This is a genomic window from Bacteroidota bacterium (genome assembly GCA_016722375.1).
GTDB lineage: Bacteria > Bacteroidota > Bacteroidia > Chitinophagales > LD1 > Bog-950.
This window is the reverse complement of the sequence record JADKJG010000005.1, coordinates 33,997-47,553: the sequence shown is the minus strand read 5'-3', so window position 1 is coordinate 47,553 and position 13,557 is coordinate 33,997. Positions and strand designations below refer to the sequence as shown.

12 protein-coding genes are annotated in these 13,557 nt (G+C 43.8%); 9 read left to right on the top strand and 3 right to left on the bottom strand.

The features are described from left to right. Positions 1-6 precede the first annotated feature (6 nt). The 3 genes from sufD to sufB form a co-directional block, all read right to left on the bottom strand. On the bottom strand, positions 7-1,284 hold the full coding sequence (gene sufD / locus IPP77_07525; protein MBL0309513.1) for a Fe-S cluster assembly protein SufD: 1,278 nt from the start codon (positions 1,282-1,284) through the stop codon (positions 7-9). An 18-nt stretch (positions 1,285-1,302) separates the two neighbouring features. Beyond that, the gene (sufC, locus tag IPP77_07520) at positions 1,303-2,064 is read right to left on the bottom strand and encodes a Fe-S cluster assembly ATPase SufC (GenBank protein MBL0309512.1); all 762 of its coding nucleotides are present in this window, start codon (positions 2,062-2,064) and stop codon (positions 1,303-1,305) included. A 197-nt stretch (positions 2,065-2,261) separates the two neighbouring features. Continuing rightward, complete coding sequence (sufB, locus tag IPP77_07515; protein MBL0309511.1) at positions 2,262-3,710, bottom strand: Fe-S cluster assembly protein SufB; 1,449 nt, start codon at positions 3,708-3,710, stop codon at positions 2,262-2,264. Positions 3,711-3,824: 114 nt separating this feature from the next. Between sufB and IPP77_07510 the strand changes: the two genes are divergently transcribed. From IPP77_07510 to IPP77_07470, 9 genes are all read left to right on the top strand, one after another. After that, positions 3,825-4,466 carry a heme-copper oxidase subunit III gene (locus IPP77_07510; GenBank protein ID MBL0309510.1) on the top strand — a complete coding sequence of 214 codons (642 nt, stop codon included), beginning with the start codon at positions 3,825-3,827 and terminating at the stop codon, positions 4,464-4,466. A 757-nt stretch (positions 4,467-5,223) separates the two neighbouring features. After that, positions 5,224-5,871, top strand: a complete 648-nt coding sequence (locus tag IPP77_07505) for an oxidoreductase (protein ID MBL0309509.1) — start codon at positions 5,224-5,226, stop codon at positions 5,869-5,871. A gap of 19 nt (positions 5,872-5,890) precedes the next feature. Further along, complete coding sequence (locus IPP77_07500) at positions 5,891-7,735, top strand: CapA family protein (GenBank protein ID MBL0309508.1); 1,845 nt, start codon at positions 5,891-5,893, stop codon at positions 7,733-7,735. Further along, positions 7,732-8,445, top strand: a complete 714-nt coding sequence (locus IPP77_07495; GenBank protein MBL0309507.1) for a type III pantothenate kinase — start codon at positions 7,732-7,734, stop codon at positions 8,443-8,445. The genes IPP77_07500 and IPP77_07495 overlap by 4 nt, the downstream gene beginning before the upstream one ends. Further along, complete coding sequence (locus tag IPP77_07490) at positions 8,442-9,755, top strand: hypothetical protein (protein MBL0309506.1); 1,314 nt, start codon at positions 8,442-8,444, stop codon at positions 9,753-9,755. Before IPP77_07495 ends, IPP77_07490 begins: the two co-directional genes overlap by 4 nt. 3 nt (positions 9,756-9,758) lie before the next feature. Continuing rightward, positions 9,759-10,325 carry an LPS export ABC transporter periplasmic protein LptC gene (gene lptC, locus IPP77_07485; protein ID MBL0309505.1) on the top strand — a complete coding sequence of 189 codons (567 nt, stop codon included), beginning with the start codon at positions 9,759-9,761 and terminating at the stop codon, positions 10,323-10,325. A 400-nt stretch (positions 10,326-10,725) separates the two neighbouring features. Beyond that, positions 10,726-11,379, top strand: coding sequence for a GNAT family N-acetyltransferase (locus IPP77_07480; GenBank protein ID MBL0309504.1), 654 nt, complete (start codon positions 10,726-10,728; stop codon positions 11,377-11,379). Positions 11,380-11,384: 5 nt separating this feature from the next. Continuing rightward, entirely contained in the window at positions 11,385-12,590 is a 1,206-nt protein-coding gene (gene argG / locus IPP77_07475; GenBank protein MBL0309503.1) for an argininosuccinate synthase, read from the top strand. Beyond that, entirely contained in the window at positions 12,577-13,557 is a 981-nt protein-coding gene (locus tag IPP77_07470; GenBank protein ID MBL0309502.1) for an N-acetyl-gamma-glutamyl-phosphate reductase, read from the top strand. The genes argG and IPP77_07470 overlap by 14 nt, the downstream gene beginning before the upstream one ends.

The window sequence follows — 13,557 nt, the reverse complement described above, 5'->3', positions numbered from 1 at the left end:
ATCATCTTATAATTCCAGTTTCAGTCTGGCTTTGAGTACCCTATCTAGATATTCACGCAGTTCTTTAATCGTAATTCGCTGGATAATCTGGTTGGCGAATGCATAAGTCAAAATAGCTTTAGCATCATTTTCTTCAATGCCTCTGGCTTTGAGATAGAAAATTTCGTTTCCGTCCAACTGGCCGATGGCTGCGCCATGTGAACACTTCACATCATCAGCGAAAATTTCTAACTGAGGTTTGGAATTCATCGTTGCTTCCTTGGAGAGCAAAACGGTTTTTGACGATTGGAAGGCATTGGTTTTCTGCGCATCCTGCTTCACAAAAATCTTTCCATTGAACACTCCGGTTCCTTCCTCATCTATAATTCCTTTATAGAGTTGATTGCTCTGGCAGTTGGGCACTATATGGTCAATGCAAAGATGGTTATCTATTAAAGAAGTTCCGGTTGCATAATACAAGCCATTCAAATGCACTTCGGCGTTCTCACCTATCAAACTGACATTGGTGTTGTTGCGAATCAGTTTTCCTTCAAACGAAATAGTGTTGCAGGTGAACTTGCCATCGCGTTTCACTTCTGCTTCGATGGTATGAACCGCGGTGGTGTTTGCCGTGGTTGTTTGAAACTTAGAAACGTTCAAGGCTGCATTTTTACCAACAAAAACTTCAGATACGTGATTATAGAAAGAGGTGTTTCCGATGTTTTGAAAATCCACTACGATTTGCGCGCTGCTGCTTTCCTCCGCTATGATGAGATTCCGGCTTTGAATAAAATTTTCAACAGCATCGTAGACATGAATAATGAAAATGGGAAGATTCAGCCTTGCTCCTTTGGCGATATGTATAAAGGCGCCATCGGTGACAAAGGCGGTATTGAGCGCCGCGAAGTGCTCTTCTTTATTTCTAATCAGCCGCCCAAAATGATTTTCAACCAAATCCTTGCTGGTAACAAAATGTTCTTTCAGGCTTCCGATTGTCAGCCCCTTTTCATCTTGAATGGAAGAAAGATTTTGTTGAAAAATTCCATTGACAAATACTAGTCTGTTAGCCCGAATGTTTTCAAACAAGTTGACTTTATCATTTGAGACAGAAGGCGCCGTATTTTTAATAGTCAGCGTTTCGGGCAACTTGGTTTTGATGTGGGTATATTTCCATTCTTCATCGCGCACTGAAGGAATGCCGAGTTTGCGAAAAGCAGACCAAGCTGCTTTTTTCACCTCCGACACCGAGCCGGAAGGATGCTCTAGTAAGTCAAATTGTTCTGTTATGTTTTCTGTCAGTCCCATATCAATCAAATCTTTCTGTTAACCGTTGATCATGGCTACTTCTTCCTTAATCCAGTCATAGCCCTTTTCTTCCAATTGAATGGCTAATTCCTTTCCTCCGCTCTTGACAATTCTTCCATCGAGAATTACATGCACCACATCGGGAACAATATAGTTCAAGAGTCGTTGGTAGTGAGTAATGACCAGAAAGCTTCGGTCTTTGTCGCGAAGTTTATTCACTCCTTTGGACACAATGCGCAGGGCATCAATATCCAGACCGGAGTCGGTTTCGTCTAAAACACAGAGGGAAGGTTCCAACATGGCCATTTGAAAAATCTCACCGCGCTTCTTCTCTCCTCCGCTGAATCCCTCGTTCAAAGAGCGACCCATGAAATCCTTGCTCATTTCTACCAACTCCATTTTTTCTTTCATGGTTTTGAGAAAGTCTTTGGCGCTCAACGAAGGCAAGCCCTGATATCTTCTTTTAGAATTGACCGCCGCCTTCATAAAGTTGGTGACGCTTACTCCAGGAATTTCTATCGGATATTGAAATGCCAGAAACACTCCTTCATTAGCCCTTTGATCGGGGCTCATGTCGAAAAGGTCTTTGCCTTTGAAAATTACTTCGCCAGAAAGCACTTCATATTCTTCTCTTCCTGCCAGCGTGGCGGCGAGGGTTGATTTGCCGGTCCCGTTCGGGCCCATGATGGCGTGTACTTCGCCGGGAGCAACCTCCAGATTGAAATCCTTAAGGATTTGTTTTCCGTTGATGGCTACGTTTAGATTCTTGATGGATAACATGTTTCTTACTTGTGTTTTTGTTCTGCTCTTTTCCTTTTTGCTCTAATTCTTCCGCATCTTTTTTCAATTCAGCGTAAACCGGCCCAAGCACCTTAGAAAAAAGGAGTCTGCTGGTTTTAAACGCTCTATACCAACTCAGTATCATTTTGTATCCGGTTTGTCAATCTGCTTTTAATCTGAAACCTAACTTCTAAATTCTATCCCACACTTCCCTCCAAACTAATGCTCAATAGCTTCTGTGCTTCTACCGCAAACTCCATAGGCAGATGCTGGAACACTTCTTTACAATAGCCATTCACAATCATGCTGACCGCTTCTTCGTCGCTCAATCCTCTTTGATTGCAATAGAAAAGCAAGTCTTCGCCGATTTTAGAGGTGGTCGCTTCATGTTCTACCTTGCCCGTGTTGTTTTTGATCTCCAGATAGGGGAACGTATGTGCCCCGCACTTGTCACCTATCAGCAAGCTATCGCACTGTGAAAAATTATGTGCCTTGTCGGCTGTCTTATGAATCTGCACTAACCCACGATAAGAGTTATTGCTTTTGCCCGCTGAAATCCCTTTGCTCACAATGCGGCTTTTCGTGTTCTTGCCGATGTGTATCATCTTGGTTCCGGTGTCGGCCTGCTGGTAATTGTTGGTCACCGCCACCGAATAAAACTCACCAATAGAATTATCGCCTTTCAAAATACAGCTTGGATATTTCCAAGTAATGGCACTGCCGGTTTCCACCTGCGTCCAACTAATTTTTGAATTGACACCTTTACACATGCCTCGTTTGGTCACGAAGTTGTAGATGCCTCCTTTGCCTTCCTTATCGCCGGGATACCAATTCTGAACCGTTGAATATTTTATCTCTGCCCGATCATGCGTCACTAATTCGACCACTGCGGCATGTAATTGATTTTCATCTCGCATCGGTGCGGTACAGCCTTCTAAGTACGAAACATAACTATCATCATCTGCAATGATGAGCGTTCTTTCAAACTGCCCCGTGTTCTCTGCGTTGATTCGGAAGTAAGTAGAAAGCTCCATCGGGCAACGAACGCCTTTAGGTATATAAACAAAACTTCCGTCGCTGAACACCGCGCTGTTGAGTGCAGCAAAATAATTGTCGCGGGTAGGAACCACGCTTCCCAAATACTTCTTCACCAGTTCAGGATATTCCCGGATGGCTTCCGAAATAGAACAAAAGATAATACCCTTCTCTTTCAACGATTCGCGGAAAGTAGTGATCACGCTTTCCGAATCCATGACATAGTCCACCGCCACCACTCCTGCCAGGAGTTTCTGCTCTTGAATAGGAATGCCCAACTTATCGTAGGTCGCCCGAATCTCTGGATCCACATCGTCCAAGCTTTCTATCTTCTTTTTCTTCTTGGTGGAAGCATAGAAATAAATATCCTGAAAGTTAATGGGCGGATAGCTTACATTTTGCCAATGAGGCAATTCCATTTTCAACCATCCGCGATAGGCTTTCAGCCGCCACTCCAACATCCATTCTGGCTCGCCTTTTTTGTCGGAAATATAGCGTACGGTGTCTTCACTCAAACCCTTCGGAGCAAATTCCTGCTCAATATCGGTCACGAACCCGTACTTGTAGTCGTTCGTGGTTATTTCCTCTATTATCTTATCGCTGTCTGCCATGATAAATTACCCCCTTTCCACAAAATTACGTGGGTCTTGTTTATCTTTGGGAGCGTAAATGTAAGCCAATTCAGGTATTATCTGGATATTGTCTAAAGAAAAAATTGCCTTGAGGTGTCAAAGCCAACTAAAACAACTTCTCCGGAAGAAATTCAGATGCTGCTTCATCTGCGGATAAAGTACCATCCGGTGCGGATGTTTACCTATCTTTTGCTCATAGGTATCACTTCCTCCTTCCTGTTTCTTTCTCTGGCCTACATCATGACCACGCTTAGAACGGGCTATCCTCACTTCCAACTGCCGCTTATTTTTCATGCCAACACCGTGATTATTTTGGTGTCCAGCTATACCCTTTCGCAAACCCGCAAAGCCAACCTCGCCGGCGATGAAAAAGGATATTTCAATGGGCTGCTCGTTACCTTCGGGCTGGCGCTGGCTTTTGCCCTATTTCAAATTATTGGCTGGAAGGAACTTTCCGCCAACGGCATCGGCCTGACCAACCAGATTGCGGGCACCTATATATATGTCATGAGCGGATTCCACCTCGTCCACCTGCTGTTTGGTTTGCTGGCCTTGGGCTATTTTCTTTTCAAGGCCTTTAAGCAAAACCGCGATCCGGTAAAGGCACTTTTGTTTGAAACCGACCCTTTCAGCAAGGTGAAAGTTCAAATGCTCTGCCTCTACTGGCATTTTCTCGACGGCCTTTGGGTCTATCTCTACCTCTTCTTTCTGTTCAATATGTATGTACTAAGCTAAAAGGCTATCAGTCCTTGATTCCTGTCATCTGCGTTCTATTGTCTTTTTGCCATCGCCGCCATTCATTTATACATTAATATACATTTTTCAAGCCCTTCCTTTTCTCGCCAAACATCAAAACGGTCTGTCTTTATCACTTCCGCAAATGAGGATGTTATAAAATGAAGCCATTTTAACACTTCGGTAAATGCGGATGTTATGAAATGATATCTTTTTAGTGCTTCGGTAAATGTGGAAGTAGTAAATAGAAGTATTTTGCCTACTTCGGCAAATACCGAAGTACTAAAAATACTCAACTTATTAATGTCGGTAAATGCGGATGTAATAAAATGAAGCCATTTTATTACTTCGGTAAATGCGGATGCTATAAAATTGAATCTATTCATTACTTCGGTAAATACGGAAGTATGTAAAATAGACGCGGAGCCACCTTCGGGTAAAGGATAATACCTTGAATTTGGAAGAATGCTTGAATTATAAACTGGATGATGGGATAAACAAATAGCCTAAGTAGTTCGCAAAAGAACCGAACGCTGATGAGACTCATCGGATGGGCTAGCGCGGATTAAAAACCCCTATCGCCATTTGAAATCATAACCTACCATTTCAAATCAGCGGCTTTGGCGCTCTATGGCCTTTGATCTATTAAATAATACACGGGTCTTCTGTCAAATTTTGTAAGCGCAATATTCCTTACTCCTCTTATTCGTTCATAACCTGCCTCCCACCGATTTTTCAATTTTCTATTTTTACCCCGATGGGGAAAACAGCATTATTGATAGGCGCGACCGGTATGGTAGGCGAAGAGTGTTTGAAAGAATTATTGGCTTCGCCGGCTTATGATAAAGTCATCACCTTGACGCGAAGAGCTTTGGAAACGCAGCATCTCAAACTCAAAAATGTGGTCGTTGATTTCAATCAATTAGAAAAGGATCAGCAAGAAATAGGAGCGGATGATATTTTTTGCGCCACCGGGACCACCATTGCCAAAGCGGGTTCGCAGGAAGCCTTTCGCAAAGTGGATTTTGACTTGCCGTTTCAGGTGGCCCAGATTGCCAAGCGCAACGGCGCGAAGCAGTTCATATTGGTTTCTTCTATCGGCGCCGATTCCGGTTCGTCTATATTTTATAGCCGCGTGAAAGGTGAATTGGAAGGGGCTTTAGCAAAATTGAATTTTGATGCCCTCATCATTTTTCGCCCTTCGATGTTGCTCGGCCACCGAAAGGAAAAGCGAACCGGCGAAGCCATCGGGATTTTTATTGCAGAGAAACTTTCTTTTTTGTTTGTAGGTCCTTTGAAAAAATATCGCGGAACACCGGCAGGCCTGCTGGCAAAAGCGATGGTAGAAGCGGCACAACAAAACAAGAAGGGGCTTAGCGTGATTGAAAATGACCAGATTATTTAAGCAGCGCCACAAAACAATCATGATTAAGAAGGAAGGAATTATTTTTTTGTTGCTCGGCATTTGGGGTAGCCTCTTGGCGCAAGACCCGCTGAGTCCTGCTATCCGTTTTCGGCAGAAGTTTTTACATCCGGTGAAATCAGATCTGGCGATGGAGCAGATAGATTCTATGCGCACAGTGCATCTAATGATTGTGGGAAATATTTACCAAACCGAGAAGCAGGTGCAAAATGCCTACAACTTCACTACCGGTAAATATGAGTTCCGCGATGAGTTTCGGTATGTGCAGCCTATTTTAGGACTGGGCGATATTGTGATGGCCAATTTGAAAACATCTTTTTCGGGGGATATAAAAAACATGTTTTCATCACCCGATGAATTTGCGCTGGCACTCAAATACGCTTCCTTCAACGGCATGATGCACGCGAACGTGCATACCGCACATATTGATAAGGCTACACTGAAACGCACGCGCAGCCTGCTGAACGACCTCGACATGTTCCACACCGGCGCTTTCAGCAATATTGTAGAGCGAGCCGGTAACCAGCCTTTGATTATCACCAAGAAAGGCTTTCGCATCGCTATCCTGAATTACACGCTGCCCATGACGCGCCCCGAAGTCTCGCAGGATTTCGTGATTAATGAAGCCAATAAAAATTATCTCTCTGCCGAACTCCGCTTGGCGCGTTCCAACAAACCGGATTTCATCATCGTTTATTTTGATTGGGGTTCCATCACGGAGGATATTCCGAATACACAGCAACAAGATTTGGCGCGCTATGCTTTTGAGCATGGAGCAAATCTGGTGGTGGGCACCGCACCCAACATACCCATGCGCATAGATTATATGAGCTACTATTTTGAAGGGGCGATGAAAGAAGGAATCGTGGCCTACTCGCTCGGCAATCTGGTGGGCAGCAACGAAGAGATGAAGCACCGGAACGGTTATATTCTCGATATGGAAATAAAGAAGAACAATTTTACGAGTGAAACTTCGCTGGGCGATTGGGGCGTGGTGCCGGTTTATACTTATTACGATACGCTTTCTATTCCGGGGCGCACCAAAATGGTTACGGTTCCCTGCTCGGCAATTGAGCGGGGCGACATCTACCCGAATCTTCCCTACATAGAAAAACGTCGGGTGATTAATAGCGCTTATGAAGTGCGCAAACTGTTAGGCTCTACTGCCGATGAACTGCAATATAATATGAACGAAATGGTGGCGGACAATGTGATGCAGACCATTGACATCATCGGCGCCCCGCTGAACAACCGGCAGGGAAGAAAGTTGGAAGCCGAAATGCCGGTAAGCCCGGCACCGGCGCTTCCGGTGGTGTCCGACAGCGGAGTGTATATTACTCCTTCGCTGGCCTTGCTTTATGGCGCACCGGTGGTACCCAAAGAAGTGGTGGAATACCACCCGAAGAAAAAAGGAAAGATGCCGCCTAAAGAAACGCCTTTCACCAAACAAAAGGCCGCTGCCGAAAGTGTATTTGTTGAGCCGGTTCGCAAAACAGAAACCGCCATAGAAATTGCGGCACATGATCAAGCAGTAGTAGAAACCGCCTCCAAACCTTCGCCGAGCGGCAACATGAAACAGGTGAAGGGCCAAACCCTAGAGGTGAGGCTCGATACGTTTTACCGCATTCAGATTTATGCTCTGGAAAAGTTAGTACCGGTAGACACGAATTATTACACACACCTGAAAGGCTGCGATATTTATGAAGAAGACGGGGTGTTTAAATATGTGTTGGGCATGTATAAAGATTATGAGGAGTGCTACCGATATTGGAAGAGCCAGATGTTGCCGCGCTATAAGAACAGCTTTATCATTACCTATGTGGATGGAAAACGAATCCTGAAATGAACCTCACCATAGATATTGGAAATACTTCGATCAAACTCGGCGTATTTGACGGGACGGAACCGACAGAAGTTCTGATCGGTGCAGCATCCTTGGAGCCTCTTCTTTCAAAATATTCGATAGCTCATGCGATTATTTCAAGAACCGGAGCTGAAAATGAAATAGAAAAGAGATTGGGTGAAAAGAAGATTCCCTTCATCGTTCTTTCTTCCCAATTAAAATTGCCCATAGAGATTTTATATCAAAGCCCCGAAACACTCGGTAGCGACCGCATAGCGGGGAGTGTAGCAGCTACCTATCTTTTTCCAGAATATCCAATTTTGAAAATTGACTTCGGCACCTGCATTACTTACGATTTTGTGAATGAGCAAAGGCAATATATCGGCGGGGCGATTTCTCCCGGAATGATGATGCGGTTCAAAGCGCTGAACCAGTTCACCGCTAAACTTCCGCTCGTTCCGTTGGAAAAGACCAGCGAAATTGATTTAATAGGAACTGATACCAGCGCCTCTATTCGGAGTGGAGTGGTTCACGGAATCCGGCAGGAGGTGGAGGGAATTATTCGGGAATATCAAGAGCGGTATAAGAAACTAAAAGTGGTGAGTACGGGCGGAGATGCCCCTTGGTTTGACGCTCTGCTCAAAAGTGAGATATTTGCCCGACCTCATTTAGTCCTAGAGGGCTTGAACAGGATTCTTAATTACCATTTGTGAACTATATTTTCCAGAGACGGTTTCTTACTTTTATTTTTTCACTCTCCTTATTTGTTCTGTCCTCTGAGAAGAGTTGGGCACAGGCAGCTTCTCCTTATTCGCGCTATGGTTTAGGCTATGTGCGTTCCTCTGTTTTCTCTGCCAATAAAGGTATGGGGGGAATAGCGGCACCCTACGCCAGCGCGCTCAACATCAACTTTACCAATCCGGCCTCTTATGCTTCATTGACCAGAACTACGCTGGAAATTGGTATGAACATAGACGGAGTGAGCATCGCTACTAACGATTCTGTATATAGAACCGGAAACGGCTCAATCAGTCATCTGGCCATTGCTTTTGTTCCCAACCCGCGCCGAAATAATTGGGCCATCAGCGCCGGGTTGTTGCCCTACAGCAATATCAACTATAATTTTATTCAGAATTTTAATGACACCGCCTCGGTAGGTTCTTATCGTGAAATATTTACCGGTTCGGGATCTTTATATCAGGCTTATGTGGGAGGTGCTTATAAAGTGAAAGGCTTCTCGGTGGGTGCTAATGCAGGCTATCTTTTTGGGAAACTGGATTATCAAAAGCTCATCACTTTTGCAGATAGCGCCGACTCTTATGCTACAAGAAATAACAGTAGCATGAATGTCAAGAGCTTTGTTTACAGCGTCGGGGTGCAGTATCAAAAACAAATTTATACCAACCCTGAGAATCCCGATGAACGTCATAAGATTTTTATGACTCTAGGCGTTTATGGATCAAGCGGAATGAAAATGAATGCCAAGCTCTCTAACTACTGGGAGCGGCTCAACATTATTTCTGACGTGGGCGTAGTAATGGTAGATACGATAGCCGCTACTTTCAATAAGAAAGACAAAGTGAATCTGCCTTTTAATCTGGGTGTCGGTGCCATGTTCGGCAACGAGCGCTACTGGATGATTGGTGCTGACTTCAAATTCATGAATTGGCAAAACTTCAGTTCGCCGCTTAGCAACAGTACGTTGAATAGCAGTTGGAGGGTTTCATTGGGCATGCAAATCACGCCCAAGTTGGATGACCGTAAATATTTGAACCGTGTTCAATATCGTTTAGGCGGTTACTACGGCAAAAGCGAGATTGCCTATCAGGGAAACCAGTTGAGCGAAGCCGCAGGCACCTTTGGACTGGGCATTCCTTTCAAAGCTGCCGGACGCTTGAATATTTCGGGTGAAATAGGTACACGTGGTGGAAGCGACAAGTCTATTATCCGCGAAAATTTCTATCGCTTCACCTTTGGCCTGGTTATCAACGACATTTGGTTTATCAAGCGGAAATTTGATTAAGCCATGAACTCGTATTCCAGATACGACCGGTTCTATATCCTTCTATTCTTCCTTTCTCTTTTGCTTGGCTCCTGTAGTAATAATCAAGAGGCGGTTAAACGTCTTGCCAATCGAGATTTTGTAAACTTGGAGCATGGGAAAGGTGTTGAAATCAATTATTCGCAAAACGGCATTGTGCGCATTCGCGCCATGGGGCCCACCGCCACCCGCCATAATAGCGAAGTGCCTTTCATGGAATTTAACGACGGCATCAAGATTCTGTTCTTCTCTACCAATCGCGAATTGGAAAGCACACTGACTGCCAAATATGCTTTGGCTTATGAGAACAGCAAATCAATGACTGCCCGCGACAGTGTGGTAGTGGTCAATAAGAAAGGCGAAATTCTGAATACCGATGAACTGATTTGGGATGAAGACAAAAAAATCATTTACTCCAATTCTTTTGTCAAGATTCAAACCACCGATGAAATTATTTATGGCAAAGGCATGACGGCCAATGAAAACTTTACCGACTACGTGATTAAAAATATCACGGGGAAAATCAAGGTGAAGACTAGCGAGTTGGAGTGAGAAGCCTTTATCAATCAGCCCTTGATTTTAGAAGCTGTTTTGGCCGAGGTACCCAAAGAGAATAAGGCCGTTTCAAAAATCAGCTTGTTTTTAAAATAATAAATATTTTTGCGCGTCTAAAAAACCAGCAGCGTCCCGATGATCATTTATAAAATATTAGAAGCACAAGCCGTTGTGATTCATTTTATGAGAATATGGAGACTTTTTATTCTTAAGGGTACGATTGTGCCTGCTGACGCACATTCTATTCAAAACAGCTATTTCAAGCCATACTTCCTCAGAACTTGAGGTCGGTTCATCTTTCTTTATTGCATTGAGGTTTCTCGTGTGAAAAACGGGGTAGGGTCCAGCCTTACCATTTAGATGTTTTTTTATTCAATGAATTAAGTTTTCAAAATAGATGAGCCAGAATATAGTGATTGAAATAGCCGGTGAAAAACATTTCCGGTTTGCCGAAATAATTTGTGAGGAGATGGCAATCTCTGCCAAGGCCCGAGGGACGGGGATTGCCAAACGAAGTCCAGAATACATTCAGAAAAAAATGGAGGAAGGCAAGGCGGTTATCGCCCTAGCCTCCGAAGGTCAATGGGTGGGTTTTTGTTATATCGAGGCCTGGGGGCATAATAAGTTTGTAGCCAATAGCGGCTTGATAGTAAACCCGGAATTTAGGAAGACCGGCGTGGCGCGGCTGATTAAGAAGAGAATTTTTGAACTATCAAGACAGAAGTATCCGGATGCCAAAATTTTCGGATTAACAACCGGCCTTGCTGTGATGAAAATCAATAGTGAATTGGGTTATGAACCGGTCACTTATTCAGAGTTGACTAACGATGAGGAGTTTTGGGCCGGATGCAAAAATTGCGTGAACTACGACATCCTGATGAGCAAGGAACGCAAGAATTGTTTGTGTACCGCGATGCTGTATCATCCGGTCAATCATCCCAAGCCGGAACAGGCAGCTTCTGAATTCAAAAAGAAATCAAAACTGTTTGAACGCTTTATGCACTTCAAGCAAATCACTTTGAGGAAATTTTTAAAAAAACAAAAGGTTTAGAAAACATGAGCAAGAAAATTGTATTGGGTTTTAGCGGTGGACTGGACACTTCTTATTGTGTCAAATACCTAACGGAAGAGAAAGGATATGAAGTGCATAGTATAACAGTCAATACCGGTGGCTTCGATGAGGAGGAATTGAAATCAATTGAGGCGCATGCCTATAGGTTGGGAGTAAAGTCGCATGCCGTAGCGGAGGCAACCAGAGATTATTATCAGCAAATTATCCGATACCTTGTTTACGGAAACGTTTTGAAGAACCAAACGTATCCATTGAGCGTAAGTGCGGAACGGTTGAGTCAAGCGCTCCATATTGCAAAGCACGTGAAAGAAGTAGGTGTCGATGCTGTAGCGCATGGAAGCACCGGTGCCGGCAACGACCAAGTGCGCTTTGATATGGTTTTCAATATTCTGATTCCAGGTATTGAAGTAATTACTCCGATACGTGATTTGAAATTGAGCCGCGAAGCCGAAATTACTTACTTGAAAGAGAAAGGAGTGCAGATGAGCTTTGAGAAATCTCTTTATTCAATCAATAAAGGATTGTGGGGAACAAGTGTCGGGGGTAAAGAAACACTACAATCTAAAGGGATGTTGCCTGAAGATGCCTGGCCTACACCGGTCAACAGAACCGGTACTGAAGAAGTGAAACTGTCTTTTTTGAATGGTGAATTAAAGGCCGTTAACGACCAGACCTTCAATCATCCGGTGGAAGCAATTCAACATTTGCAGCAGATTGCCGGGCCTTATGGTATAGGCAGAGATATTCATGTGGGCGATACGATTATTGGAATTAAGGGAAGAGTCGGTTTTGAGGCGGCCGCACCTATGCTCATTATAAAAGCGCATCATGCTCTGGAAAAGCACGTGTTGACCAAATGGCAGCTTAGCTGGAAAGATCAAGTGGCACAATTTTATGGTAATTGGCTGCATGAAGGGCATATCCTCGACCCGGTGATGCGGGATATGGAAGCCTTTCTTGAAAGCTCGCAACAACAGGTAACCGGGGATGTATTCGTACAGTTGTTTCCCTACCGATTTCAGATAACTGGTATCGAATCGCCATTTGATTTGATGAATAGTAAATTCGGAAAGTATGGCGAGATGAATACCGGATGGAGTGGAGAAGATGTGAGGGGCTTCACTAAAATTTATGGAAATCAAACAGCTATTTTTCATCGCGTAAAGGAAGATGCAAATGCAAAAGATTAGGGTAGGGATAGCCGGAAGTGCGGGCTATACAGGAGGGGAACTGATAAGGATACTCCTAAATCATCCGCAGGCTGAAATAGTGTTTGCGCAAAGCAAAAGTCAGGCAGGACAATTACTCAGCAGTATTCATGGTGATTTATTAGGAGAGACTACATTGAAGTTTTTGGAGAAGATCAGCAATGAAATTGATCTATTGTTTCTTTGCGTCGGTCATCTTGAAGCAGGAAAATTTCTAGATGAGCATGCGATTGATTCCCGAATAAAGATCATAGATCTTTCAAATGATTTCAGATTGGCTGCTAAATCGCAGCATGGCAAACGAACTTTTGTTTATGGCTTGCCAGAGTTGAACCGCGAACAAATAAAGGCGGCAGAAAACATAGCGAACCCCGGATGTTTTGCAACGGCCATTGAATTGGGTTTGCTTCCTTTGGCTAAGGCCGGATTATTAAAGGAGGTTTATACTACAGGCATTACCGGTTCTACTGGTGCTGGTCAAAGCTTGTCTGCCACCTCACATTTTAGTTGGCGGACAAATAACATTCAGGCATATAAAACACTGACTCATCAGCACCTAGATGAGATACAGGAATCGCTTAGGCAATTGCAATCTGCACGAGAAATGCGAGTAAACTTCATTCCATGGAGAGGCGATTTCGCAAGAGGGATTTTTGTGAGTTCACAATTAGAGTGCCATAATACAATGGAAGAACTTGAGTCGCTGTATAGTGATTTTTATGCTTCTCATCCTTTTGTGACACTCTCCAAAGATTCAATATTCCTGAAGCAAGTAGTGAATACGAATAAATGCTTTATCCAGCTGGAGAAGCAGGGAGATAAATTGGTCATTCATTCCGCCGTTGATAATTTGTTGAAAGGCGCTTCGGGTCAGGCAGTTCAAAACATGAATTTGATGTTTGGATTGAAAGAGAATACCGGACTTCATTTTAAAGCCAACTATTTTTAG

What these genes read in the sequence shown, in the direction of transcription:
- IPP77_07480 (MBL0309504.1), top strand. Translation starts at nt 10,726, where the DNA reads ATGAGCCAGAATATAGTGATTGAAATAGCCGGTGAAAAACATTTCCGG.
- sufC (MBL0309512.1), bottom strand. Translation starts at nt 2,064, where the DNA reads ATGTTATCCATCAAGAATCTAAACGTAGCCATCAACGGAAAACAAATC.
- argG (MBL0309503.1), top strand. Translation starts at nt 11,385, where the DNA reads ATGAGCAAGAAAATTGTATTGGGTTTTAGCGGTGGACTGGACACTTCT.
- sufB (MBL0309511.1), bottom strand. Translation starts at nt 3,710, where the DNA reads ATGGCAGACAGCGATAAGATAATAGAGGAAATAACCACGAACGACTAC.
- IPP77_07505 (MBL0309509.1), top strand. Translation starts at nt 5,224, where the DNA reads ATGGGGAAAACAGCATTATTGATAGGCGCGACCGGTATGGTAGGCGAA.
- sufD (MBL0309513.1), bottom strand. Translation starts at nt 1,284, where the DNA reads ATGGGACTGACAGAAAACATAACAGAACAATTTGACTTACTAGAGCAT.
- lptC (MBL0309505.1), top strand. Translation starts at nt 9,759, where the DNA reads ATGAACTCGTATTCCAGATACGACCGGTTCTATATCCTTCTATTCTTC.
- IPP77_07495 (MBL0309507.1), top strand. Translation starts at nt 7,732, where the DNA reads ATGAACCTCACCATAGATATTGGAAATACTTCGATCAAACTCGGCGTA.
- IPP77_07470 (MBL0309502.1), top strand. Translation starts at nt 12,577, where the DNA reads ATGCAAAAGATTAGGGTAGGGATAGCCGGAAGTGCGGGCTATACAGGA.
- IPP77_07500 (MBL0309508.1), top strand. Translation starts at nt 5,891, where the DNA reads ATGATTAAGAAGGAAGGAATTATTTTTTTGTTGCTCGGCATTTGGGGT.